This is a genomic window from Mucilaginibacter sp. dw_454 (genome assembly GCF_018449775.1).
In the GTDB taxonomy this organism is placed as follows: domain Bacteria; phylum Bacteroidota; class Bacteroidia; order Sphingobacteriales; family Sphingobacteriaceae; genus Mucilaginibacter.
Map to the genome: position 1 here is coordinate 233700 of NZ_JAAVVB010000007.1, position 25726 is coordinate 259425.

The 25726-nt window shown below is 44.0% G+C and carries 25 protein-coding genes; 11 read left to right on the plus strand and 14 right to left on the minus strand.

Annotation, left to right across the window (positions count from 1 at the left end; all coding sequences use genetic code 11):
* The first annotated feature begins 39 nt into the window (after nt 1-39).
* On the plus strand, nt 40-621 hold the full coding sequence (locus HB679_RS18960) for a TetR/AcrR family transcriptional regulator (protein WP_214073588.1): 582 nt from the start codon (nt 40-42) through the stop codon (nt 619-621).
* Between the two features lie 2 nt (nt 622-623).
* Here the strand turns inward: HB679_RS18960 and HB679_RS18965 are convergent, their stop codons facing one another.
* Both HB679_RS18965 and HB679_RS18970 read right to left on the minus strand, forming a co-directional pair.
* The gene (locus tag HB679_RS18965) at nt 624-1967 is read right to left on the minus strand and encodes a glycoside hydrolase family 140 protein (RefSeq protein ID WP_214073589.1); all 1344 of its coding nucleotides are present in this window, start codon (nt 1965-1967) and stop codon (nt 624-626) included.
* 248 nt (nt 1968-2215) lie between these two features.
* Nucleotides 2216-3817, minus strand: a complete 1602-nt coding sequence (locus HB679_RS18970; protein WP_214073590.1) for a M1 family metallopeptidase — start codon at nt 3815-3817, stop codon at nt 2216-2218.
* 108 nt (nt 3818-3925) lie between these two features.
* Here HB679_RS18970 and HB679_RS18975 point away from each other — a divergent pair, with 108 nt between their 5' ends.
* Both HB679_RS18975 and HB679_RS18980 read left to right on the plus strand, forming a co-directional pair.
* Nucleotides 3926-4093, plus strand: coding sequence for a hypothetical protein (locus HB679_RS18975; protein WP_214073591.1), 168 nt, complete (start codon nt 3926-3928; stop codon nt 4091-4093).
* A complete protein-coding gene (locus HB679_RS18980; RefSeq protein ID WP_214073592.1) occupies nt 4080-4442 on the plus strand; it encodes a type II toxin-antitoxin system VapC family toxin in 363 nt (120 codons plus the stop codon). Before HB679_RS18975 ends, HB679_RS18980 begins: the two co-directional genes overlap by 14 nt.
* A gap of 66 nt (nt 4443-4508) precedes the next feature.
* On the opposite strand, the gene ffh is transcribed toward HB679_RS18980, so the two are convergent.
* The 6 genes from ffh to HB679_RS19010 all read right to left on the minus strand — a co-directional run bounded on the left by ffh (nt 4509) and on the right by HB679_RS19010 (nt 10000).
* Nucleotides 4509-5834, minus strand: coding sequence for a signal recognition particle protein (gene ffh, locus HB679_RS18985; RefSeq protein ID WP_214073593.1), 1326 nt, complete (start codon nt 5832-5834; stop codon nt 4509-4511).
* 115 nt (nt 5835-5949) lie between these two features.
* Nucleotides 5950-6990, minus strand: a complete 1041-nt coding sequence (locus HB679_RS18990; RefSeq protein WP_214073594.1) for a DUF3078 domain-containing protein — start codon at nt 6988-6990, stop codon at nt 5950-5952.
* Between the two features lie 75 nt (nt 6991-7065).
* Complete coding sequence (locus tag HB679_RS18995; RefSeq protein WP_214073595.1) at nt 7066-7824, minus strand: hypothetical protein; 759 nt, start codon at nt 7822-7824, stop codon at nt 7066-7068.
* A 64-nt stretch (nt 7825-7888) separates the two neighbouring features.
* Nucleotides 7889-8779 (minus strand): glucosaminidase domain-containing protein, encoded by an 891-nt coding sequence (locus tag HB679_RS19000; protein ID WP_214073596.1) that lies wholly within the window; start codon nt 8777-8779, stop codon nt 7889-7891.
* A 16-nt stretch (nt 8780-8795) separates the two neighbouring features.
* A complete protein-coding gene (locus tag HB679_RS19005; RefSeq protein WP_214073597.1) occupies nt 8796-9359 on the minus strand; it encodes a glucosaminidase domain-containing protein in 564 nt (187 codons plus the stop codon).
* A 2-nt stretch (nt 9360-9361) separates the two neighbouring features.
* Entirely contained in the window at nt 9362-10000 is a 639-nt protein-coding gene (locus HB679_RS19010) for an O-methyltransferase (protein ID WP_214073598.1), read from the minus strand.
* 96 nt (nt 10001-10096) lie between these two features.
* Between HB679_RS19010 and HB679_RS19015 the strand changes: the two genes are divergently transcribed.
* On the plus strand, nt 10097-10585 hold the full coding sequence (locus HB679_RS19015; RefSeq protein WP_214073599.1) for a molybdopterin-dependent oxidoreductase: 489 nt from the start codon (nt 10097-10099) through the stop codon (nt 10583-10585).
* A 12-nt stretch (nt 10586-10597) separates the two neighbouring features.
* Here the strand turns inward: HB679_RS19015 and HB679_RS19020 are convergent, their stop codons facing one another.
* Together HB679_RS19020 and ruvX are read right to left on the minus strand one after the other, a co-directional pair.
* A complete protein-coding gene (locus HB679_RS19020; protein WP_214073600.1) occupies nt 10598-11026 on the minus strand; it encodes a hypothetical protein in 429 nt (142 codons plus the stop codon).
* A gap of 136 nt (nt 11027-11162) precedes the next feature.
* Nucleotides 11163-11576, minus strand: coding sequence for a Holliday junction resolvase RuvX (gene ruvX / locus HB679_RS19025; protein ID WP_214073601.1), 414 nt, complete (start codon nt 11574-11576; stop codon nt 11163-11165).
* Nucleotides 11577-11744: 168 nt separating this feature from the next.
* Here ruvX and HB679_RS19030 point away from each other — a divergent pair, with 168 nt between their 5' ends.
* The 4 genes from HB679_RS19030 (at nt 11745) to HB679_RS19045 (ending at nt 16631) form a co-directional block, all read left to right on the plus strand.
* Nucleotides 11745-12140: a hypothetical protein gene (locus HB679_RS19030; protein ID WP_214073602.1), complete on the plus strand. Its 396-nt coding sequence runs from the start codon at nt 11745-11747 to the stop codon at nt 12138-12140.
* 87 nt (nt 12141-12227) lie between these two features.
* A complete protein-coding gene (locus HB679_RS19035) occupies nt 12228-13613 on the plus strand; it encodes a hypothetical protein (protein WP_214073603.1) in 1386 nt (461 codons plus the stop codon).
* Between the two features lie 108 nt (nt 13614-13721).
* Nucleotides 13722-15932 (plus strand): biosynthetic peptidoglycan transglycosylase, encoded by a 2211-nt coding sequence (locus tag HB679_RS19040; RefSeq protein ID WP_214073604.1) that lies wholly within the window; start codon nt 13722-13724, stop codon nt 15930-15932.
* Between the two features lie 69 nt (nt 15933-16001).
* On the plus strand, nt 16002-16631 hold the full coding sequence (locus HB679_RS19045; protein WP_214073605.1) for an NAD(P)H-dependent oxidoreductase: 630 nt from the start codon (nt 16002-16004) through the stop codon (nt 16629-16631).
* A gap of 175 nt (nt 16632-16806) precedes the next feature.
* Here the strand turns inward: HB679_RS19045 and HB679_RS19050 are convergent, their stop codons facing one another.
* Nucleotides 16807-17517, minus strand: a complete 711-nt coding sequence (locus HB679_RS19050; protein WP_214073606.1) for a LytTR family DNA-binding domain-containing protein — start codon at nt 17515-17517, stop codon at nt 16807-16809.
* Between the two features lie 118 nt (nt 17518-17635).
* Here HB679_RS19050 and HB679_RS19055 point away from each other — a divergent pair, with 118 nt between their 5' ends.
* From HB679_RS19055 to HB679_RS19065, 3 genes are all read left to right on the plus strand, one after another.
* Nucleotides 17636-18745 (plus strand): histidine kinase, encoded by a 1110-nt coding sequence (locus HB679_RS19055; protein WP_214073607.1) that lies wholly within the window; start codon nt 17636-17638, stop codon nt 18743-18745.
* A gap of 159 nt (nt 18746-18904) precedes the next feature.
* Nucleotides 18905-19693, plus strand: coding sequence for a hypothetical protein (locus tag HB679_RS19060; protein ID WP_214073608.1), 789 nt, complete (start codon nt 18905-18907; stop codon nt 19691-19693).
* Nucleotides 19694-19728: 35 nt separating this feature from the next.
* Complete coding sequence (locus HB679_RS19065) at nt 19729-22656, plus strand: outer membrane beta-barrel protein (protein WP_214073609.1); 2928 nt, start codon at nt 19729-19731, stop codon at nt 22654-22656.
* Nucleotides 22657-22727: 71 nt separating this feature from the next.
* Here the strand turns inward: HB679_RS19065 and HB679_RS19070 are convergent, their stop codons facing one another.
* The 3 genes from HB679_RS19070 to HB679_RS19080 form a co-directional block, all read right to left on the minus strand.
* On the minus strand, nt 22728-24455 hold the full coding sequence (locus HB679_RS19070; RefSeq protein WP_214073610.1) for a histidine kinase N-terminal 7TM domain-containing protein: 1728 nt from the start codon (nt 24453-24455) through the stop codon (nt 22728-22730).
* A 100-nt stretch (nt 24456-24555) separates the two neighbouring features.
* Nucleotides 24556-25209, minus strand: coding sequence for a YceH family protein (locus HB679_RS19075; protein WP_214073611.1), 654 nt, complete (start codon nt 25207-25209; stop codon nt 24556-24558).
* Nucleotides 25210-25242: 33 nt separating this feature from the next.
* Nucleotides 25243-25695, minus strand: a complete 453-nt coding sequence (locus HB679_RS19080) for a 3-oxoacyl-ACP synthase (protein WP_214073612.1) — start codon at nt 25693-25695, stop codon at nt 25243-25245.
* Nucleotides 25696-25726 lie beyond the last annotated feature (31 nt).

Consider the following 25726-nt stretch of genomic DNA (forward strand, 5'->3'; position numbering starts at 1 on the left):
TGAATAGCTTTGCTTTAACAAGCAAGGCTATTCGCTATTATGGCAAGAACGAAAGATTTTGATGAAGACGAAGTGCTGGCCAAAGCCATCCAACTTTTTTGGTACAAGGGGTACAATGGTACGTCTATGCAGGACCTGGTGGATGGATTGGGTATTAGTCGTTCAAGCTTGTATGATACCTATACCGATAAGCACACGCTTTACATGAAGGCACTGGAGAGCTACCGGAAACAGGGATATGCCAAAATTCAGGAAATTATTGACGATGCCACTCCGGCAAAAGAAACCATTAGGCGTTTATTGGAGTTTACCACCGATGAAATGCTGGGCGATTCACAACAGAAAGGCTGTTTTATGGTAAACGCCGAAGTGGAGGTGGCGCTGCATGACCAGGAGGTGAACGACGTGGTTTGTAAAAACGATCAGCAATTAGAAGAGTCGTTTTATCAATTGATCAAAAAAGGCAAAGACAATGGCGAGATCAGTAATCCTATGGATGCACGTGCCCTGGCGAGGTTTATCTTTAACACGGTAAAAGGCATTCAGGTAACCGCGAAATCAACGTTAGACAGAGCCATGTTTGACAACATTATTAAAATAACCGTATCGGTGCTGGATTAATTTTACAACTGATAATTCTTTCCGCTATTATCAAGTACCAAAACCCAATCATTGCCGTAACCGGATGACGGAGGTGTGAACTTCTTTGTTCCTTGATTCTCTGCCTCGCCGGCAGGTGTGGTTTTACCGCTTTTAGGATCAAACCAGGTTGCTTTAATTCTGTCGCCGCTTATTTTACCCATGTTTACCGTAAAAGGTTTTCCTTCTGATGAATAGATAAAAGCGTAATCTTTACCGCGGGTAGCCTGGATGCGCTGCATGGGCGGCAAGTCATTTTCTACAATCAGGCTTTGGTCGGGCATGCGGTCAAGTATGGGGTGCGATACCATCAGTCGCTTTACAAAAGTCATTTGTTTGGCGCCTGGTAAATCAATTGCCTTTTGCCAGAACACATGTGGGCCATTTATCGGCTCGTTATTTGGTGAATACATTTGCCAGATATCATGGCAACCATAAGTATGCCCGAACGCGCCCGAAAACAGATCTGTATAAGCATAGTGCCTTATATCATAAGCGCTGGATGTACCCAGATCCGCCACATTAAAACAAATAGGATGGTCCTCGTAAAGGGGCTCGCCGTCTATAACCGGTTTAAGCGGCAGGGCGTTATAGGCGTTATAAACTTTAATATAATTAGTTACATCGCGGCAATGGCCGTTTTGAAACATGTTAAAATCAAACCATGACTCATTCCTGAACCACTCTGCCGAGCCTAATTCATTGGGTGAACAATGGTAGGTGATGAGCGCCTTATTATTGGTTGCCTTTTTTATGGCTAAACCTACTGCCCGCCAAATGGCTATATCTGTTTGGTTACGCGGGTTGCGGTCGCCGCCCAAAATCCAGATAATGTTTTTCCGGTTCTTGTACCGTTTAGCCAGCCATTCTGCATATATAGCTGCGTTTTTCTCATTAAAAATCTCCGGCCCGACACCCCAGGCCTTATTGATCTTGTCGCCCCAGGTGGGTAATAAAGCAACGTTTAGATTGCATTCGGCCGCTTTGTCTATGATATAATCTACATGTTTAAAATATTTGTCGTTGGGTGTGGTCGGGTCATTGTTGATCAGCGGCTCATCACCATAAACATTGGGTTTATTGAGTCCGTCGAACTCGGCCAAGGCCACAGCCTGGATCACTGTAAAACCCTGCTCGCTGCGATGTTTCAGGTAAAAATCAGCATCTTCTCTATTCAGGCGATGAAAAAGCTCCCAGGCTGTATCGCCCAGCCAAAAAAATGGTTGGTTGTCTTTGAGGATGTAGTGCTTATCCGGGCTTACCGTAAACTGCGCGAAAGCGCTTACTTGAGCCGCAAGCAATAAGATGCTGAGTAGATACTTTTTCATGAATATTGACGCCGAAGCAAGGTTTATAATATTGTAAGTTATAGAATTTTCTATAAACCTGATCGGCTTATCGCAAACAGAGAGATTGCTTCGTTCCTTACAGCAATGACGGCTTGATAATAAAACCCCATAAACTAAATAACAAATCCGGTTTATCAGTGGTAGCGAAACCCATATTCTTGGCTGATCCAAAAAAGACGTAAAAGTCATTAAAAGTGATCCACTCTCTCGCGTGGATCAGCAAGTGTCTATTTAGAACCAGCTCCTGATTGATCCACCACCGCATAACTCGCCAATAAATTCACATTCGGATCTACTTTAATAGCGGACAGCTTTTTGCCTGCCGCCAAATGTACAGTTGTGCTGCGTTCGGTAATGTTCATGGTTTGCAGTTGTCCATCAATTTCAACTTCAAGCGGGAAAGCATATAAGTCGTTTTGTTTTTGCTCGACGGTAATATCCACTATCTTGGTTTTGGGGTCGAATTTCCAGGTTACCGCCAGGTCCGGGTGACCGGAGGTGTTGAGCCATTGATGAAAGAACGGCTTCAGGTTTTGTCCGCTGATGCCCTCCATCACTTCGCGGAAATCGGACGTATTAGCATTGGCGCCCTGGTATTTCAGATAGTAGGTGTTGATGCCTTTCCAGAAAGCACCGTCGCCCAGCTTGCGGCGCAGCATGTGCAAAAACCAACTGCCTTTTTCATAGCTGTTAGCATTGAGCAGCGGCATATAGTCGGTTTTAATCGTCGTGTCAACAACGGGTGTATAACGCTCTTTCTCAAAACGGATAACTTTTTTGCGCTGCGCGATCAAGCGCTTTTTCAAGGTATCGACACCATATTTGCTTTCCAGGTAGTAATTGGTAAGGTAGGTGGCAAAACCTTCGCTCAACCAAAGGTGGCGGAAATCTTTCTCGCTTACGGCATCGCCAAACCATTGGTGGGCAATTTCATGTGCCATCAGCTCCTCGATATCTTTGGTAGACGGCGACTCCTCAAAATAGAAGATACAACTGGCATTCTCCATACCGCCAAATATGGTTTTAGACTGTACGTTGGCCAGCTTTTTATAAGCGTACGGGCCGATTTTGCTGATATAAAAAGGCAGGATGTCGCTGGCTACGGCATAGCTTTTAAAACCCTGTTGGGCATTTTCCGGGAAAACGTAAGTATAAACCGGGATGCCGTTTACATCCTTGGGGTGGTCAATGGCAAAGTCGGCTACGCCGATCACCATGACCTTGGTTGGCAACGGTGCTGTTTCTGCCCAATGCGTTTTTTTTAGGTGACCGGGCAACACGCTTTCGCCAATCTTTAATCCATTGGCGATAACGGTGTAATGGTCGGGCGCGGTAACCATAAAATCAAGCGAGGCTTTGTCGGCAGGTTCATCCACGCAGGGTATCCAGTTGTGGGCACGATTTGGCCAGTTATCGCCAAAAAAAGTGCGCTTACCAAATTTATTGGTGGATATGATCAGGCCATCGGCAGGTATGCCTTCGTAATAAATGGTGTAGGTTTTCTGAGTATTTTCTCTGGCTTTGGTGCTGATGTTGATCGCATCGCTATCCTGCTGAAAATGTACCGCATTGCCGTTTTCCAAAACACGGTTCACCGTCATGCCTTTGCCGTCGACTTTCTTTTTGACCAGGTCTATCTGGAAGATCCCGGGAGTTTTCAAAAACTTAACCAGGATCTCGGCTTTGCCTTTAATATTGTTATCGGCATCGTTGAGCCGGATGCTAAATCCATAGTGTAATACATCAATCAGAGCATCGGGCGATTGCGCCTTCGCAGACAGCGTAAATAGCGCATATCCCGCAAAAAAGTATAACCTCAGTTTGTTCATAGCATTACTATCTTACATGTAATAATAAGCTAAATTGTTCGATTTAAGAAGAAATTATATCACATGTTTGCGTTTTAATAAGACAAAGATTTTTTGTTATATTTGATTATGACCATCGAGATAAAAAAACCGGTTACCAAAGAAAAAGTACAACAGGCTATGGACGAGCTTGCTAAAACATCCGGTAAAAAAGGGTTACGCAACCATTTTGGAAAACTAAAACGTGGTATTGACGGACTTGAATATCAAAAGCAAGTGAGGAATGACTGGGTTTGATTTTGTTGATGATACTAACTTTTTAATTGATGTTCACGAAGGCAGGGAAAAAGTAGAGCCATTTCTGGATTCTTCTGTTATTGTGTCGGTAATTACCGAAATAGAATTGCTTGGCAGGCATAAGATAACCCAAGAAGAACAACAAAAACTTCGTGCTATTTTGGATGATTGTATTGTTTTCGAGCTTACCGCTGAAATTAGGAGGCTGGCTATTGAGCTACGACAAAAAACCAAGATAAAAACGCCAGATGCGATAATAGCAGCCACTTCAAAATATCTTCAAATACCGTTGGTGTCATCTGACAAAGGGTTTAAAAATATAGAAGGCATAGAGCTTATATTAATTTAAGCCGACAGAAAATCGCCCGTTCAAAAACATAAAAAGCGACCTAAGTCGCTTTCTGTGTTTTTGAGGTTATCTCGGCATTCGTTTCATCATGGCGGCCATGGCTGCCGGATTACTCATTTGCTTCATTACCTTCCGCATATCTTCAAACTGTTTGATCAGGCGATTAACCTCGGTAAGGTCCTTACCCGAGCCCTTGGCTATACGGTTACGGCGACTTTGGTTAATCAAATCGGGGTTTTCTTTTTCGGCCGGAGTCATGGATTGGATGATGGCCTCAATGCTTTTAAAGGCATCATCTGGTACATCAACATCCTTCATCATTTTACCCACGCCCGGTATCATGCCCATCAGATCTTTCATGTTACCCATTTTCTTGATCTGCTGGATCTGGCTGTAAAAGTCGTTAAAGTCGAATTTATTTTTGCGGATCTTCTTTTGTAGTTCGGCAGCTTCTTTTTCGTCAAACTGCATTTGCGCGCGTTCAACCAAAGAAACCACGTCGCCCATGCCCAATATCCGCGACGCCATACGATCTGGGTGGAAAACATCAATAGCTTCCATCTTTTCGCCGGTACCGATGAATTTGATAGGCTTGTTAACAACAGATTTGATAGATAGCGCGGCACCGCCACGGGTATCGCCATCCAGCTTGGTTAGTACTACACCGGTAAAGTCAAGTCGGTCATTGAATACTTTAGCGGTATTCACCGCATCCTGGCCGGTCATGGAATCTACCACAAACAAAATCTCGTGCGGGTTGATAGCTGCTTTAACCTGCTCGATCTCCACCATCATAGCCTCATCGATAGCCAAACGGCCTGCGGTGTCAATGATGACGATGTTGTTGCCGTTTTGTTTTGCTTGCGCGATACCTTCGCGGGCAATAGCTATCGGGTCCTTCGACTCGCGGTTGGTATAAACCGGAACGCCAATCTGTTCACCCAGCACCATCAATTGGTCGATAGCTGCAGGGCGGTAAATATCGTCGGCAACTAATAGAGGCTTTTTATTTTTCTGTGTTTTAAGATAGTTGGCCAGCTTGCCGGTGAACGTGGTTTTACCAGCACCATTAAGGCCTGCGATTAATATAATGGTTGGCGATGCAGATACGTTAAGCTCTGCAGTAGTGCCACCCATCAAAGCAGCCAGCTCATCGTTCATGAGCTTGGTGAGCAACTGACCCGGCGAAACAGACGTTAGTACGTTAGCCCCCAGTGCTTTTTGCCTTACATCATCAGTAAATGCTTTGGCGGTTTTATAGTTTACGTCGGCGTCTAAAAGAGCTTTTCTGATCTCTTTCATAGTTTCGGCCACGTTTATTTCTGTAATAGTTCCCTGGCCCTTCAGGACCTTGAACGCCCTGTCGAGTTTATCCGAAAGATTTTCAAACATATTTACTTGGTACTTTAATTAAGCTTTTTGAGGTTACAAAGGTATGATTTTGTATCAATTATGCCTTAACGCCCGCCAACAGATCGCCAGAATAAAGAAAGAAATTAAACTGGCCCTAATAAGGGAAGTGATAAGAAAGCCCCATATACAACCCTTCCGTGGCCTGCGGGTCTGCTTTTTGGCTTCTGTCGTATATAAATGTACTATTCATAGAAACACTGAACAGGCGGGTTACCTGCGCACTTAAGCCGGCATCTATACGATGACTAATGAATTTAACATTCTCCTGGTAAGGTATAAATAGTTGATAACGGGTAGTAAGGTGCAGCGTATTTCTTTTGTCAAGCATTTTATCTACAGCTGCAACCAACTGAAATGCCAGATCATTATGGAAGGTTTTTCCGATAGGCACATTGTTATTATTACCTCCATTGTTGTGATATACCGTCGTGTCTATCATAAAGGTTTGGCGGGCAGTACCGGTACCTATACGTAAATCAAACCAGGGTTTAGGTTTATATTCAAAACCAATAGATTCGGTCAGATAACCCGGCGCCATAAATCGGGATATTAAAGATGGCGGCAATTGAGTATGATAATCGGGCTGATCATAGTTATAACCTTTGTCAAACTGCGACTGGAAGTTTAATGAGCCAAAGAAAAACCAGCTTTTCGACATTTGGCTGGCTACCTTATTATCAAACCATAACCAGTCGTCTGATTTTCTGGAACCCTGGCCTTTATTCTTCGATTTTGCATAACGCATTTGCAGATCCGGCACGTAATCAAATGTTCCTTTATGATATTCGGCCTTATATTCAAAATTAGCGCCTATAGCCATAGCGTTTGTACCACCCGCCGCATAGTTATTACTAAAGGATGATTGGTTGAAATTGATACCAAGCGTAATCCATTTATGCCAGTAACTAACGTGGTAATCCAGCATAGTAACGGGTATTAACTCTTGCTTGAGTTGGATGGTGCGGCTGCGCACCGGTAAAGAGTTTTTGGGCGCATCAATACGATACCTGTTTAAAATAGCAGTATCTATTTTTACACTGTCTTTTCTTGTTGTGTCTGTGTTTTGCGCTGATGCGGAAAACGTTGCACACGTTAAGAGTATTAAAAAAAGATATCCAGGTATGTTTTTATGCATAGATAGACAAAGAAACGCATTTTCCTTTTAAATCAGATAGCCTAAACGCTATAAGGTTTAACCGGGATGAAAAATTTATTTTTTTAATGTGTCCAGCCGCGATAGCGGAATTAAAGCATGCGCGGCCGGATTACGTAAATAACGCCTTAAATTGGTATGTATGGAAGTTATAAACTCGTACTCGCTGGCGGTTGCTAAAAAGTAATACCCCGGGCGATATTTATTCATAAAATCCGTTAGCTTGTCGCCGGACAAGCCGGTTATACGTGCAACAAACGCCCTGTTAAAACGCGAATCTACCACATCTTGTTTGTAATCATTTGCAATTGTTTGGCGCAGATGTGCTGCATTGCGCCCTTCGCGGCTCAGGGCATTCCATATGGCATCAATGCCTAAGCCAACGCCCAGGCCGGGGGTAAGCGTCAGAAAATCATCGTCAGCTAATGAGCCATAAGCCTTGCCATAATCTTTTTTCTTGGCGGCCAAACGTGCATCAGGATCCAATTTTAAATCATGAATGTTTACCGGCTTTAATTGTATAGACGTTGGTTTAAGGTAAACAGCAATAGGCGTAAAATCTTTAACTACGATGGTATCCGGGTGATGCTGCGCTTGCGAGAAAACCAGCTTGTCGCCAGGTTTGGCGCCAACCTCGAAGGTGCCATTTATATTATCGTACGAATAATAGCCGGTGGTTAAATTAGAAATATTAACCCGCGACAACCGGTCCTTGCTATCGGTATCAAATATAATTCCTGAAAGGGTGGTGGTTTCCTGGGCCAGTGCCCGCGCACCTATTAAAATGCAGATAAAAAAGATTAGCGCGGGTTTCATTAACAGACAAAACTAATTTAATGGTTGGGTTGCGGCGAAATATTTAACAATAATTAACGGGATCTCACTTTGCAATCACCAACGTTTGGCCAATTTTAATTGTGTTATCAGCCATATTATTTAAAGCCTTAAGCTCGTCAACAGTTAAACCAAAACGCTTGGAAATGTTGTATAGTGTGTCGCCTGTTTTTATAGTATACAATTTGGCGGTTGGGGTGTTTTGTACCAACGAGTCTTTTACGGCCCTACCTATATTTTGGTTGATTTGCGATAACACGCGATCTTCTCGTTTAATTTTTTGGACCTCTCCTTCAGGGCGGTCATATTGGTCAAGGTGATATTTTTCTATTATGCCAATCACCAGCTCCGGGTATTTGGGGTTGGTAGCATAGCCCGCCTGCTTTAAGCCATAGGCCCAACCTTTGTAATCATTTTTATCCAGCTCGAACAATGATGCGTAACGTTTTCTTTTTAAAAACTCAGAATGATCTCGGTATGAATCTTCTGGATGATCATAAACGCGGAAGCAATCATTTACCAGGTCGTCGTCTTTATAATAGCTGCGGCCCTTCCAGTCGCTGGTGCATTTAATGCCGAAATGATTGTTTGCAATCTTGGCCAGATCGCCATTGCCATTACCCGACTCAAACAAACCCTGCGCTAATGTGATACTGGCCGGGATGCCATAGAGGTTCATTTCTTGTATGGCGATGGTTTTGAAACGGTCGATATAAGAAAGGGCGGTAAAAGGTACGTAAGCTGCTATAGCGTCCTTGCGCTCGCGCTTAATAACGTCGTTATTGTGATTAGCCTCGGTGTTTGAAATGAGATTAATGCCCGGGGAATTGCTGATGGCCCGTCGATGCGCCGAGCAAGATGATAAAAGCGCCGTAACGGCAAACAAATAGTTTATAATTTGCCCATGGGCAATAGCTCGGGGCCTTGCATTAGTCATGCTGCCAAAATAGGATTTATTTTTTTAAGTCGGGAGCGTCTGCAGGCGTTGTAGTAACCTGGGCGGTTTGAGCTTGCTCTGCCGGGGTTTGATCCAGATCATTTAGCTGATACTTGCGAATGATGCCCAATACCTGAGCTCCCCATTTGCGGCTGCTGGCATATCCGCTTTTTTGTATGCCTTTAACCCATTTTACATAATCATACTGGGTAAGCTGGTCAGAGATGCGGCCCAGTTGCTGACGCTGGGTGATGATACGTGCAAAATCGTCGAACGATTCTAAAATAGAATCATACTTTTTGTAAGCCGATCTTACTTTCTTTTGATGTTTGTAGAACACGGCACCGCCGCCGCCCTTAACACCAAATTGGTTATTTAAATTTTGAGCGATAGTGCTGTTGCCGCAGCCCGACTCATGCATGGCGATGCCTAAAATAATGCTGGCGGGGATACCCGTTTCATGCATAATTTGTATGGCATTGTCTTTAAATTGTTCGATGTAAGCTAACGACGTGTTTTTTTGCGAAAATGCGCCGAATGACGCGGTAAGTAACGCTAAAATCAGTAAGGTTTTCTTCATAATTATTTTTTTCTGATGAGCAGAATGCCATCGCGCACCGGTAGTATGAGTTTTTCAACCCGGGTGTCGGCAGCTATGCTGTCATTTAGTTTACGGAAGCTCTCGGTATCGGCGTCTTTTTCGGGGCCGTAAACCTTTCCTTTCCACAAAACATTATCAATTATTATGATCCCTCCGGATCTGACTTGATTTAAAATCAAGTCAAAGTAAAGTAAATTATTCTTTTTATCCGCATCAATGAACACCATATCAAACACTTCTGAGTTTAAAGTGGCCAATACTTGCTCTGCGGGGCCAAAATGCTGCTGGATTTTTTTTTCAACATCTGTTAGCGAAAAATGTTTTTTCAGCATTTCTTCCATTTCGGTATTCACCTCAATGGTATGTATAATGCCATCCTCTGTCAGCCCTTCGGCCAGGCAAATGGTGGCATAACCGGTAAAAGTGCCAATCTCCAGAATGCGCCGCGGCCCCGTCATTTTGCTCAGCATGCTCAGCAATCTACCCTGATAATGGCCCGAAAGCATGTTAGGCTTAAGTACCTTTAAATAGGTCTCGCGGTTAATAAACTGCAGGGCCTCGGGTTCCGGTTCGCAATGGTTATTCAGGTACGTTTGTAAGTCGTCTGGCAAAATTTCCATGGGGCAAAGGTAAGCATTTTGAAATAAATGGTTTTTTGAGACGGTATTTCGGCTATAGTTTACCTATTTTCGACACTATATCATCAATAAAACACAATGAAAAACACTTTAATCAAAATAGTTTTTGCAGGCCTATTTATATTGCCTTTCGCATCGTTAGCACAAGGCGTAAAAATTACCGGTGAGGTGGCTACCCCATTGACTATCGACGCCACCACCCTGCACCAGTTTAAACAAACTACCGTAACGCGTAAAGATAAAGATGGCAAAGTTGATCATACCTATACCGGCGTTACGCTGTCTGATATTTTAAAACAAGCCGGCGTCGCCATGGAAGATCAGCTGAAAGGAAAAAACCTAACCAAATGTGTGTTGGTGGATGCAGCTGATAACTACGAAGTAGCCTTTGCGCTGGCGGAGTTGGATAAAAACTACACCGACCGTTTGATTATCCTGGCTGATACCGTTGACGGCAAACCGCTACCTACTGGCGAGGGTCCGTTCAGAATAATTGTACAGGACGAAAAAAAACCGGCTCGCTGCGTTAGGCAGGTAACCGGTTTAAAAGTGGTTTTTTTGAAGTAGTTGATTTTTGCATTAAGACGCAGGTTCCAACTTTCTATAGGCCTCTGTAAACGCCGATCCATCCGGGTAAGAAAACCCAATGGTTAATATCTTTTTATCAGCGCTAAACTCGTAGCTAATTTTAAAGCCTTTGGGGGCAAGATCCTCTAATTTGTCGGCCTCTCTGCAAGTTTGGTCATCGTCAACGGCATAAAATCCGCGGCCCTTAATAATTGACCCTGTGTTTTGTACCCTTATAATAGAAAAGCTGCCATCAGCGTAGTATATTTTGATGTAGCCCGGAGGGTAATTACCTAAAGGACTGCCATTAGCCGCCGATTTATACAGTTCCCAGATGCCAACGAATGGGGCGGTCTTAGCATCTGTTTTTTGTGCAAAAGCAGTAGTTGTGACAAAATAAAAGGATAACAATACGGCGATAAATTTTAGGTTGGTTTTCATAGGCGTTTAAGTTTTAGTGGTTAATTCAAATATATACCTTGATTTTTAGGATTTAAGGATTTTCTTGATTTTTGATTGCAAAATTTTGAGATACGATTATCGCGCTGCAATCAAGGTAATCCTTAAATCCTAAAAATCAAGGTCGCGACTTTTCCATCCAGCTTTGCAGCAAGATAACCGCCGAGATATTATCAACCAGTTCTTTGTTTTGCCGGGCTTTTTTACCCATACCGCTTTGCGCTATTACTGCCGATGCCATTTTAGAGGTAAAGCGTTCGTCAAGCATTTCGATGGGGATTTCAGGAAATGTCTTTTTCAAAAGATTAACAAAGCCCTTAACATGTATGGCCGACTGCGATGGTGTGTTATCCATCTGCTTAGGCTCGCCTACTATAAAGCGCTCTACCGGCTCGGCTTGCAGATATTTTTTCAAGAAATCGATGATGTGTAAAGGATGCACCGTATCTAACCCGGTAGCAATGATCTGCAAGGGATCTGTCACCGCTATGCCGATGCGTTTGGTGCCGTAATCGAAAGCTATGATACGCATGGTGGTATGGTGTTTGGTGGGGCAATGATCATTGGGGTAAAGATAGAGATTGTTTAAGAATGATGACAGGTATTCCACACAATCACATCATTCCCCACTACACAGACATAAAAGTTTCGCAGCCGATTCGTCCTTGCATTTTAACTAACTATCAATTAGCTTTGTAACATGCTCAAAAGATATTCGGCGATGTTTATGGCAAAGGTGTACCTGGTTACAGCTTTGGGCTTCGCGCTGAATTTGCATTTCTGCGGTAAGGTGCTGGCCGGCGCCAGTATTATTGTGCCCGCTAAAAGCTGCGCAGTACCGTTGGCAGCCAGAAAATGCTGCAAAGAAAAACAAGTCGACTTAAAAGTTAAAGACGCTCATCAAGGCGAGTCGCCTTCTTTAATGATGAAGCTGTTTGGCTTTGAGGTTTCTAAAATCCCTTTTGGCGATTACGTACTATCGGCACAACAAGCGCTGCTGGACAAGCTGAACGCTAATCCGCCACCACCGCCGCCGCCTACCCCATCCTCGGGCAAGGCCGCGCAGTATATTAAAAACTGCTCACTCCGTATCTGATTTAAATTCATCGTCCTGATTGTTGCATCAGCGGGATAATCCTGCTGTATGCCTGTTGTTTTTTACGATTAATTTTAATCAGCCCCAATGAAAATCTTACCAATAATAACTACTGCTATATGCTTAGCTGCCGCGATACCGTTGTTCGCGCAGCAAACCACAACCGATACTACCAAGCCTAAGAAACATACGCACCACATGAATGGCGTCGAAATGAACGATGACGACATGATGATGGACATGGGCGACATGAAGATGAACAGTCAGTTTTCGCTCGATCTGCCCATGAACCGCGACGGCTCGGGCACCTCCTGGGTCCCTGATGAATCTCCGTCATACGCCTATATGATTAAAGGCAAGAAATGGACCACCATGATCCATGGCGACGTCTTTATCCGCTACAATAACCAGGATGCTTTCAAGGCGGGCAATCGCGGAGGCTCCAAGTTTGATGCACCCAGCATGATCATGGCCATGACCCAAACCAAGGTTGGCAACAACGGCTTGTTTGCTATCAACACCATGTTCTCTGCCGATCCGTTTTTGGTTGGTCCGGCGGGGTATCCGCTGCTCTACCAAACCGGTGAATCGTACAAAGGGCATAAACTGGTGGATACCCAACACCCGCATGATCTGTTTGCCGAGCTGAGCGTGGCCTATACCCAGCGAATCGCTAAAGAGACAGATCTCTCAGCATCCTTCGGGTATCCCGGCGAGCCGGCACTTGGTCCGCCCGTGTTTATGCACCGCTTGTCTGCTATGGACGACCCGGACGCGCCCCTGGGCCATCATTACCAGGATGCTACACACATTACCTTTGGTGTAGCCACATTGGGCTTTCGCTACCGCGATATTAAGCTTGAAGGTTCCATATTTACCGGCCGAGAGCCGGATGAGTTTAGGTATAATTTTGATGCCATGAGGTTTGATTCGTATTCGGCCAGAATATCTTACAATCCGTCGAAACAATGGGCGCTGCAGGTTTCTGATGGTTACATCCGCAGCCCGGAAGAGGCAGAACCTGCGCAAAACGTAAATCGCTTCACAGCATCTGCCATTAATACTAAAATGCTGGGCGACGACAGCTACATTTCTACTACGCTGGTTTACGGGCAAAACCATTTCTTAAACAACGGTAAAACATTGCCATCTATCTTGCTGGAAAGCTCATTGCAACGCAGCCGTGCCGCTATTTATGGCAGATATGAATATGTTCAAAAAGATGCTGATGAGCTGGATATGGAAACCACATTCCCGGGTAATCCAAATTTTAACATCAACGCCTTTACGTTGGGTACTAACTATATCATCAGCACGGTTAAAAACACCAACCTAACTTTGGGCATACAAGGAACAGTAGACGTTTCGCCATTGCCATTGAAAAATTATTACGGCTCTGCACCGCTAAGTTTTGAGGTTTATCTGCGTATCAACCCATCACTGATGAAGATGAGCCATATGATGGATATGTAGGCCAGATAGCGTAAAATTAAGGCGACGCGCCGATGCAAAGGAAACATTTTGCTGGTCGCGGCGTTTGTATCCTTACAATTTAGTTTAGTTTTGGATAAAAAATCGTTGATGCGTCGCCTTAATCCTAAATACATCCGCCTGGCGGTTATTATAGCTGCTTCCTTATTCGTTATATTGCTTATCGGCGGGTACATTGCCTATACCAAACGTGAAAGCATCCTGCAACATGAAATCGCAAAAGCTAAAGAAAAAGCCAAACGTCAGTATCATCTCGACCTTGAAATAGGCTCTGCGCACTTTGCCGGCCTTACTACGGTTACCTGCTCTGATATTACTATAGTTCCAGAAAATCGCGATAGCTTATTAACTATTAAACACTTTGATGTAAGTATTAAATTGCTGCCTTTGCTGTTTGGCAACATCAAGCTGGCTAATGTGGATCTGTTAAACGGACACTTAAACCTCACAGATATTAAAGGCGTTAAAAACTTTGATTTTTTGTTTAAAAAGAAAGCCGACTCAACACAGACGCATAACAAAGTCGATCTGAGTGAGCTATCAAACAACCTCATTAAACAGGTTTTATATAAAATACCGGATAACCTGCTGATAAATAATTTTTTAGTCTCCTTTAAAAACGATAGCACGCAGCTTAAACTGCTTACCCAAACGGCTAAGATTGATGATGGCGATTTAACCTCGACTATCAAACTAAACGATACTGTTGCTACCTGGCATTTCTCTGGTACCATGCACCCCAGCGATAAACACATCGATGTTAAATTGTATGCCGATAATGGCAAAGTAGAAATTCCGTTCATCGGTAAGCGTTTTAAGGCAAAGGTGAATTTCGATAATGTTACCATCAAGCTAAATGACGTTAAACACCAGGATGGCGAAACCCAGATAGAAACTTATTGCAGCGTTCATAACCTGCTTATCAATCAACCGGGATTGGCTGCAAATGACATTGTTGTACCCGATGGATCGATCGAAGCTAACTTTTTTGTTGGGTCGAACTATTTATCGCTGGATAGCTCGTCTGTTATCCATCTTAAAAAACTGAGCGCGCATCCCTTTATTAAATACACGCTTAAGCCCGTTAAGATATATGAGTTTAAAGTAACTACCGGTTGGCAAAACGCGCAGGATCTTTTTGATTCATTCCCTAACGGGATGTTTGAATCGTTGGCGGGCATTAAGGTCGCTGGAAAGCTAAACTACTCGGCTAATTTTTATCTGAATAAAAACAACCCGGATAGCTTGCAGGTTGATTCGCGTATGGATAAGGATGCCGGTTTCAAGATCATTAGCTACGGCAAAACAGATTTGACCAAGCTAAACAAACCGTTTGTTTATACGCCATACGAAAATGACAAGCCGATGCCGTCGCACATGATCGGGCCGTCAAACCCGGATTATACACCGCTTGAGGATATATCACCATACCTGCGCAATGCGGTTATGACTGCAGAGGACCCGACCTTTTATAAAAACCATGGTTTTGTAGAAAAAGCTATTCGGGCTTCGGTTGTTACCGATATCAAAGAACATAAGTTTAAACGCGGCGGCAGTACAATTTCTATGCAGCTGGTTAAAAATTCGTTCCTTACCCGTAAGAAAACATTGAGCCGTAAGATTGAAGAGATCTTTATTGTTTGGCTGATAGAGAATAACAACATCATGACCAAGGATCGCATGCTGGAGGTGTACTTCAACATCATTGAATGGGGTCCTGGTATTTACGGTATTGCCGAAGCCGCACGCTATTATTTTGGCGAAACGCCTGCCGAGCTAACCCTTGGTGAAAGTATTTACCTGGCCAGTATTGTACCGCGCCCTAAAGCCGGTTTGTATGCATTTTTGCCTGATGGCAGCCTGCGCCCGGGCCTGGAGAATTATTTTAACTCATTAGGCCGTATGATGATGGGCAAGGGTTTTGTACAGGCAGATAGCAGCTCGTACGGGTTTTATACCGTGCGCCTGAAAGAAAGTCAGCGCCGCCATGTGGCACCGGTTGATTCGGCCTCTGCTAACCGAATCCTGAATGCACCGGTTGATGATGATATAGATGCTGCATTACCAGTTATAGAAGAGCCACAGCCAGAAAAGAAACCTAATTTCTTCCAGCGCTTGTTTGGTAAAAAAGATACCACACAGCAAAAAACAGATCAGATGCTGAAGGATGAGGAAGATCAGCGTATCAACGCGATAGATCCTACAGGTAAAACCAATAAACAGATTCGCCAGGAAAAACGCGCCATTAAAGACGATATCAAAGCCAAGCGCCAGGCACTAAAAGACCAGGGGAAACTATAATTACTTTATAACGATGCTAATATGTGTTTAAACATTTAATTTTGGCACAAATTAGATGTTAACACACATATGTCATTATTAGATAAATTAAACTGGCGCTATGCCACCAAAAAATTCGACGCCACTAAAAAACTAAGCGACGAACAACTACATACTTTATTAGATGCCGTACAGCTGGCGCCATCGTCTGCCGGTTTACAGGCTTACCGTGTTATTGTGGTTAGCGACCCACATGTTAAAGAACAGTTGCGCGAAGCCGCCCGCGGCCAGCAACAATTAACCACCGCATCGCACATATTGGTGTTTGCTGCCGAAACCGGTCTGGATAGCGCTTATGTAAAAAATTACATCGATCGTATCGCTCAAACCCGTGGCGTTGACCGTGCGACTTTAGCGTTGTTTGAAACCAATATCAGCAATAATATAAGCAAGATGGAAGATGAAGCAAGGATCACCTGGAACAAAAAGCAATGCTATATAGCGCTGGGCGTACTGGTAACCGTTGCCGCCGAACACGGCATTGACACTTGCGCAATGGAAGGTTTTGACGCTGCCAAATTTGACGAGATCTTGGGTTTAAAAGCATTGGGTTTAACAACTGCAGTAATTGCTCCTGTAGGTTTCCGTGCAGAGGATGATGGTTTAAGCAAAGCTGTTAAAGTGCGCAGGCCTAAAGAAGAATTATTTATTCATATATAAATCCGGGACAAGGGAAGCAAAAATTTGATAAGCGATGTTGTTGAAAAACGGCATCGCTTTTTTACTCCTTACGTCATCGCGAACGAGGAACGAGTGTGGCGATCTCCGGTGAAGCGATTGTCTAGCGTATAGGGATTGCCACGCTACGCTCGCAATGACGTGGTGGTTATTGGTCTTAATCCAACCGCCCCGTCATTTTATCAATAACCTCTTTATAGCCGTCACTAACGGGCACTTCTGCATCACCTACCTTAACCCTGCCCTTGCGGATAGAATGCACATGGTCCAGGTTCACGATGTATGATTTATGAATCCTGAAAAAATCATCTGCCGGTAACTGGCTTTCTAAGGATTTGATGGTCACCCGGGATATAATGGGCTTAGGTGCATTAGCCAGGTAGATCTTTACATAGTCTTTTAAACCCTCGATATAAGTAATATCCTCATGATTTAGCTTGACCAGGTTATAATCTGCATATAAAAAAATATACTTTCGACGTTTTTCAAGCTCTGTGCCCGCGCTGCGTTTGCTTTGCTCAAATATAGTTTTCGCTTTGTTGCAGGCTTTCAGGAATCGTTCTGTTGCTACCGGTTTGAGCAAATAATCCACCACATCCAGTTCAAAGCCATCTAAAGCAAATTGGTCATAAGCGGTTACAAAAATAATGAGCGGCTTATTGGTTAAGCTTTTTACAAATTGCAGCCCATTGATACCGGGCATTTGGATGTCGCAAAATATCAAGTCGATGGTTTGCTGCTGTAGCAGGTTTGTAGCCGCCATAGCAGATTGGAAACTCCCAACCAGCTCCAGACCATCCACCATGCGGATGTTGTCTTCCAGCAGTTCGAGCGCCAGGGGTTCGTCGTCAATGATGATGCAGTTCATGGATTGGTATATACAATAATAGCTATTTATCGTCGTAAATATGTGCTGTTCGTCGCAACAATATGGTCGGGTGTCGCATAGATGTTACAATGTGCATTTTTCTGATTTTATTTGTGTTATGAAAAGACTAATTGATAACCGTTGGTTCCTGATGGCAATGCCATTTGTGGTTTGGTTATTATTATTGGTACTACCTTTCATTCTGGGCATTGATAACAACACGCCAAACGAAGAGCGGTCGCGGTTTATTGGCAACGTTGTAAGCAGCTATTGTTTATTGCTATGCCTGTTCTATATCCACACCTTCGCAGTATATCCCCTTTGGGATAAAAACATCTTGTTGTATGTAGTAGCGCTGCTCGCGCTGCTGATTGGTTATTGGTTGTGCTGGCATCTGTTACGTTTTGAGCCACCGCACATAGGGCGCTTTGTCCATCATCCCTCGGCGCTAGATAGTTTAGCTAATGGCCAGCCCGAACCAAGACTGCACCATGAACGTCATTGGCGCCGAAGTTTCAGAAACCCGTATAACTTGTCGCCTATCCTGTCGTCATTAGTTGCCATACTTTGCAGTTTTTGTTACCGGGTAATATTGGATAACCGGGCGCGTCAGCAGCTGGTTAAAGAGCGCGAAAACATCAATCTGCAATCGGAGCTGACCTTTTTGCGTTCGCAGATCAGTCCGCATTTTATGTTTAACATTCTGAATAACCTGGTATCGCTGGCCCGCAAAAAGTCTGACGATCTGGAGCCATCGTTAATTAACCTATCGCAGTTAATGCGCTATATGTTATATGAGAGCGATGATAACAAGGTGTTGTTAAGTAAAGAACTTGAATATTTAAACAGCTATATCAACCTGCAACTGCTGCGTTTTGGCAGCAAAGTAAAAGTTAACCTGCAAACCAGCGGCGATCTGGACAGGTACACCATTGAGCCTATGCTGCTCATCCCCTTTGTAGAGAATGCGGTGAAGCATGGCACCGGTATGATAGAAAACCCGGTGATCAATATATCTATAGCAGTTGTCGAAACCCAAAACCAGCTGCATTTTAAAGTCGATAATGTCATTAGCCCGCTGGATGTTTCTAAGGATAGTAACTCGGGTATTGGTATTGTAAACGTGCGTCGCCGCCTGGCTATTTTATACCCGAACAAGCATCAGCTCGATATCGAAAATCAAAAGGATACCTTCACGGTTAACCTATTTATTACGCTGGCTCAATAAAGGCGTAAGGTCTTAAAAATCAAAATGCTGGTCGCAGCAATCCGTAAATTTGTCGCTACAATCAACAAGGTGGTATACTTTATTTCTTACTTTGATACGCTATTATTAACCTTGTTCATGCCGAACTAAAAGTCCGGCTTACGTTTTATCTTTTTATAAATGAAAAAGCTTATCCCCTTAACAGTTTTATTCGTGTTGGCCGGCACCTATTTGTTTGCGCAGGTTGCCGATCCCAAGAAACTGGCAACGGTACAGGCGGGAAGCGTTTTGGCGCCATCGCCCATTAAAATTGATGGTAAACTCAATGAGTGGAACGGCAATTTCCAGGCCTATAACCACAATACACGCTTATTATATATACTGGCTAACGACGAGAAATATATTTACCTGGTAGCCAAATCAACCGATTTCACAACAAAAGCTAAAATTATATCAGGCGGGATAGACCTGATTATTAACAGCGATGGTAAGAAAAAAGATAAAGATGCGCCAAGCGTTACCTTCCCGATAATTGACCACCCGGAAAGGTTAGCAGGTAGCCTGGGTAACCGGTTTGAAAACCGTAACGCCGGGGCAGATACAGAATTGATGCACGCGGTACAACAGCGCACCATTGTAGCCGCAAAGGAACTCAGGGTGTTGAATGTGAAAAGCATAACCGACACGCTGTTATCCATCTACAACTCTGAGGGGATTAAAACTGCTATAAATTTTGACACTGACGGCGATCTGACCTTTGAAATGGCTATCCCTTTAAAATTAATTGGCCTTGCGCCCGGCGACACTAAAGAGCTTGCTTACCATATTGTTTTGGAAGGCTTCCAGGTTCCTGGCGGTGGTGGTGGTGGCGGAGGGGGCGGCGGTGCCCGTGGAAAAAATGCGCTCGATTTTCTGGACCTGGTAACCCCCAGCGATTTTTGGGGCAAATACACCCTGGCAAAAAAATAAAAACAGCTACCTATAAAAACAATTCATACCTACCCATGAAGAAACTAATTTTTATAACACTACTTATGCTGACGGCCGGCCAGCTTTGGGCGCAGAGAGGCGACCGTGGGGGCGGCGGGCAAGGTGGCCAGGGCCGACCTGACCGGGGCAACCAACCGGCTACGCCGATAGCTCCCCCGCTGGCGAGCAGAGATGTGAGCGGTATAATCAAAGATGAAAATGGGCAAACCGTTATTGGTGCTACTGTTATACTGAAATCGAAGTCTGACACGATAAGCGTAGCCACGAATGCCGATGGCATATTTGTTATCCATGCGGTTAAACAGAACGTTTTCACCATTAGTGTAAACAGCGTAGGTTTTAAGCCCTATGTGCAGAAATGCGCATTTAGCGATTCCAAGAAAAACCTTGTGCTTGACCCCATAACGCTTAAAAATGCTAACAACAAGCTAAATGAGGTAACCATTAACGGAACCCCAAGTGTTACCTACAAAGAGGATACGGTTGAGTATCGCGCCAGCGATTATAAAGTGCGTGCAAACGCTACACTTGATGAACTGTTGAAGAAAATGGAAGGCATGGAAGTGGGGAGTGATGGTACCCTAACTCACCAGGGCCAGCAGGTAATGAAAGCCAAGTTAAATGGTAAGGAATACGCCGGTGGCGATGTAGCGCAGGCTATCCAGAATTTACCCGCGGATATCATTGAAAAAGTACAGATTGTTGACGACTACGGCGACCAGGCCGCACGTACCGGCATTAAAGACGGCGATCCGCAAAAAGTACTGAACGTTACAACAAAGGCAGATCGATCGGTAGGTACTACCGGACGCTTAACCGGGCAATACGGTGACGATGACAGGTTTAACGCACAGTTGTTTTTGCAACGTATTAACGCCAATCAGCAATTGGGCGTTATCGGTAAGCTTAATAATACAATACAAGGTGTACAATCATCAGGCTTACAGGGCGGCGCTACTAATGATGGTGGTGGTGGCACAGGCGTTGGCCAAAATGCCCGCAGCGGCGGCGGCAATGGCGCCAGTGGCGGTACCATCAAGCAGGGTTCGCCGTCATTTAACTATCGGGACCAATGGAGCAAAAAGATACAGGTAGTTACCAACTACGTTTATAACTTTAAAGATAACAACGCCCTTAATGATAGTTACGGCCAACGATATACCAGCTTGGGCACCAGTGATTTTACCAATAAAAGCAACTCAGAAAACGACAGCAAAGGGCATGATCTTCATTTTGAAATGGACATGAACCTGGATAGCTCTAACTACATACAGGTTAACCCCACTTTTGATTATAGTAAGTCTACCAGTTTCAATGACGCTTATAGTGATAATAAAAACTTCTACAAGTCGGGTTTTGAGCATGTCACCAACACCGGCACAAACTCAAGTTTAAATACCAGCAGCAGTTACGGTATCACCGCATTATACTTGCACTTGTTTAAAAAACCGAAACGCAATTTCTCGATGCAGTTGGGCATAACACATACTACCAGCAAAGCAAATGGCGAGCAGAATACATCTTATCAATATTTTGCCGATTCGACTGCCAGCTTTCCTATAAAAGACTCGGTTGTGCATTTGTTGAGTACACGTACCAATACAACCACCAACTACCGGGCTACCATGACTTATGTTGAACCCTTGAGCACAACATCATTATTGGAGTTTAGCGGCAACATCAGCCAGCGCAACAACTCGGCAGTTTCTATACAGGATACCGTAGAGGCAAACTTTTTAGTAAAAGAAGTGCCGAGATACAGCAATATTTACGATTATAAAGTGACAGATGCTAAAGGTACCATTGATTACAGATATTATAACACCAAGGTAAACCTGTCTATCGGCGCTTCGGCAGTTCCGTTTTCATTGTCTGGCGAGAAATTAAATACTGCGGTTGGCCAGAATGCTTCCACTTCAAAGTCCGACTTCAGGATCATCCCGGCATTTCGGTTTGCTTATTCATGGTCTCGCACAGAGCGATTTACGCTGAATTATACCGGAACTAACGCCGAGCCTAGCTTTACCCAGTTGCAGCCGTTTACAGACCGGTCAAACCCCAACAATATCGTTGTTGGTAATCCTAATTTGAAGCCGTCGTTTACACATGCTATCAGCGCACTATACAATAACTATTTTGCCAACTCTAAAACCAGCATAAGCCTGGGGTTAAATGCCAGCTCAATAGAAAACTCTATAGCACAAAATAACTTGCTGATACAAGTTCCATTAACGGTTAATCCGCTCGACTCTACCAAAAACACGTTTAAAAACATAAATGAAACACATTATCTCAACATCAGCGGGGCGCGCAACATTGTAGGGCGCTACTCTTTCTCCAAACAATCAAACCAGCGCGAGGTAAATCTATCGTTAAACGGCAATATCACTTACAGCTATACCCCGGCTATGAGTAACAATGAATTGTATCATCAAACCAACTGGCGCTTTGACGAGCGCTTTGGCCCACGCATTAGCCCAAATGATAATGTCGAGATCAACCCTTTTGTGGGTTATGACGTTTCACGCTATTTTACCACATTGCTAAATGCCAAATCCACTTCGTTAAATACCACATCGTTAGGGTTACAGGGCCGGTTTTATTTCTTTCAAACCTGGCAAATTAATTATGATGCCACCAAGCGGTACATCACCGGTATTAGCGGCGGTAATACAAACCCATTGATTTTGAATGCGGGTTTTGAAAAAGAGTTTTTTCAGAAACGTAACCTGGTCTTCACCTTGAACGTGTATGATTTGCTGCATCAAAACAATTATATCCAGCAAACGGTAACCTCTGGCGGTGTTACCAATACTTTATCAAATGCGCAAAGCCGCTATTTCCTGGTGGGCTTGCGCTGGAATCTGCAAAAATGGAGCGGTACACCACAACGTAACGGTCGCAACATGCAACGCCGTGGCGACGGTAGTTTTATCTACTAACAAGCAAGGTTTTTGTTCATTCAACAGCAGGACAAACGTAGCGATGGGTTTAAACTCATCGCTACGTCTGTTTAAGCCGGATCTGTGGGGAGGGTAAAGTAAAAACTACTGCCATGGCCTTGTGTGCTCTCTACCCAAATACGTCCGCAGTTTTTTTCGATAAAATCTTTACAAAGCAATAGTCCTAAACCAGTGCCCTGTTCATTGGTGGTACCGCGGGTAGTAAAGTTATTGTTTCCGAAGAGCTTACTCAGGTTTTCTGAGGCAATGCCTACACCGGTATCGGCAATCCAAATGGTGGCAGTATCCCTTCTAACTTCGGCATCGACGATGATTTTATCGCCGGCACGGCAAAATTTAATAGCGTTTGATAAAAGGTTACGCAGTACAGCCTGAACCATGTCCATATCGGCAAACACCATTGTCGGCATATAAATATGGCTTTTAATGCTGATGCCTTTATCAGCAGCCAATTGAGCAAAGCTACTTACCAGGTAAGTTACATTATCCTTGATATCAAAATGTACCCCGTTAATTATTGTACCCTCCAACTGGCTTTTAGACCATTGTAACAGGTTTTCTACCAGTCCGGAAGTATAGCCAATATTCTTGGTCAATGTAGGTAAGAAGCTTCTGAACTCCTCATCGCTCACCATACCGTCGTTGTTCATACTCAAAATATCCATGAGGCTAAGTAATGGGGTACGTAAATCGTGCGAAATGATAGAGAATAGACGGTCCTTCAACTGATTCAATTCCTGCAGCTTTTCCTCACTTTGTTTGCGCTCGGTGATGTCGCGAAACAGCATGATCTTGCCGCTGTAAATAGTTTGTCGTTCAAACAGCGAAGTAAGCGTCACCGCGAAAATCCGGCCATCATCCAGTTTTATTTCTATCCAGCTATTTTCCTGGTTATGTACCGCATCGTTCAACTCGGTAAAGCCAGGAAACAAATGCGCCGCCGATTTGCCAATAACGTGATTAATATTAGGCGGCAGGATCTTTCGCATTTCGGGGTTAATATCAATTACCCGGTTTTGCGTATCAAACACCAGGATGCCCTCTTGTAAAGCATCAACAATTTTACCCCGGGCAATGGGTACTACGTCGAACAATTTAAAGCCCAATAAACCGATAGAGATAATTAAAGACGATGCAATAAAGGCAAAAGGCGTTAAATCCAGGTGCCCGAAAGGGCGTAGGTTTAACAAGTAGCTTAAGTTAATTAACCAGGGTATAAATGCACCAAAAAGGATGATACGATTTTGCTTTTTGATGAACTCGTCGGCTTTTCTGAAACGGGATATGATCAGGTACATCCCCCAGCCTAACATAGAATAAAAATAGACGGTATGAATTTTATACCAGATCCCGGTGGTTATAGCCAGCAATGGAAATGGGCCCGAGTTATCAACGCCAACCGAAGCATAATGGAGGTGATGCCAGTGGTTGGTCCATACCATTAACAACGTAATACTAGGTTCTAAAAATATAAGGAAACGATTAAGTGGTGTGAGCCAATGTTCTTTGCCGGTAAAACCAATAACAAAGACGATCCAGAGTGTGGGCGCGAAAGCAATGCCGAAGTATTCGAAATTGATCCAGAACAACATCTGGGTCAATGAGTAGGAAGACAGTTCGCAGCCATAAGCAATGGCCCAGATGGCTATGCTTAGCATCATGTACCCAAACCAACGCACAGCGCCACCCGTTCGCTTAAATATTGCCCACGATACCCCAACAGTAACCAAGCCGCTTAAAATAAGCGTTATAGCAAATAAATTATTGGGCAGGTGCATAATGATTCAGGGGTATTAATATTGCATTAGCAGGCTAGCCCTGCACAACGTATACGAATATAGTAAATGCAGGCTAGATAAAACGGGCTATTTATTTGTTTTAGCTCAGTTCTTTCATCAATTTATCAAAAGCTTCCTTTAGCTCGGCAAGCTCTTGTTCAACTTTGGCAAGGCGGGCTTCCAACCCGCTGTTTGAACGGCCGGCTGGCTGTTCGTAATCATCATCCTCGTCGGTAATTTCTGGTACACCGGCTAATAAATGGGCGTATCGCGCTTCTTTTTGCCCCGGGCGCTTAGGCAACTGCATTACATAGGTAATATCTCCGGCGGCTAGCTTTTCAAGCATCTCCTGCACTTCTTCTATCGACTCAAACTCATACAAGCGGCTGGCGTTGGTATTAATCTCTCCTGGTGTTTGCGGGCCGCGCAGCATCAACAGGCACATAATGGCCAGTTCTGATGGGATAAGTGGATAAACAATAGCAAAATTGTGTTTATATTTTACCGAACGAATAGACCCGCCGGTTGCGGTTGATACCAGTCCGCGCCTTTTTAAGGTGTTCAGCGCATCCATTACCGTCTCATCTTCATACTGTACAACCGGTTTGCGCGACGTTTTTTGATTGCAAGCCAAGGTAATGGCATTAATGGTCATGGGGTAATAATCGGGCGTGGCGCGGCTTTTTTCTATTAAAGATCCAAGTACACGTAGTTCGGTGGCATTAAGTAGCGGCAGGGTTTGCTGGTTATCCATATTATAAGGTTTGATATTAGATTGGGCGTGAACTTATAAAATACTTTCTATTTTATAAACTTTGCCGTTCAAATTAAATTCATCATTAACCCGCAGTCCCTTAATTTTTAGGGCGATGGGCGATGCGGGCGAAATGGCCATATAGGTTTCGCCTTCGGCAGATATAGCGCCTGCGCTTATGGCAATATAGAGTTTAGCCAGGTTGGTTATCACCACACTGCCAAGGTCGGCGCTGTCATGTATCGTCGCCGGATTGATTTGATTTAAAGCAACTTTTAGTTTATTGGCTTCGGTGAGCTGGGCCATATTACGGTCTGTTGCCTGCTGTGCCATTGCCCGTCCGGTTTCATACTTATCGCCTGCGCTGCTTTTGGTATCGTCTTTTGATGCTTGTTGCGCTTCGTCAATACCCTGTTGTGCGGCAGCCATGCGCTGCTCAACATAGTTAAGACATTGTTGATATAATAGCTGTTTGAGTTGATTCACGGTGGTTTTAAACTTTAAAATTTTAGGCAAA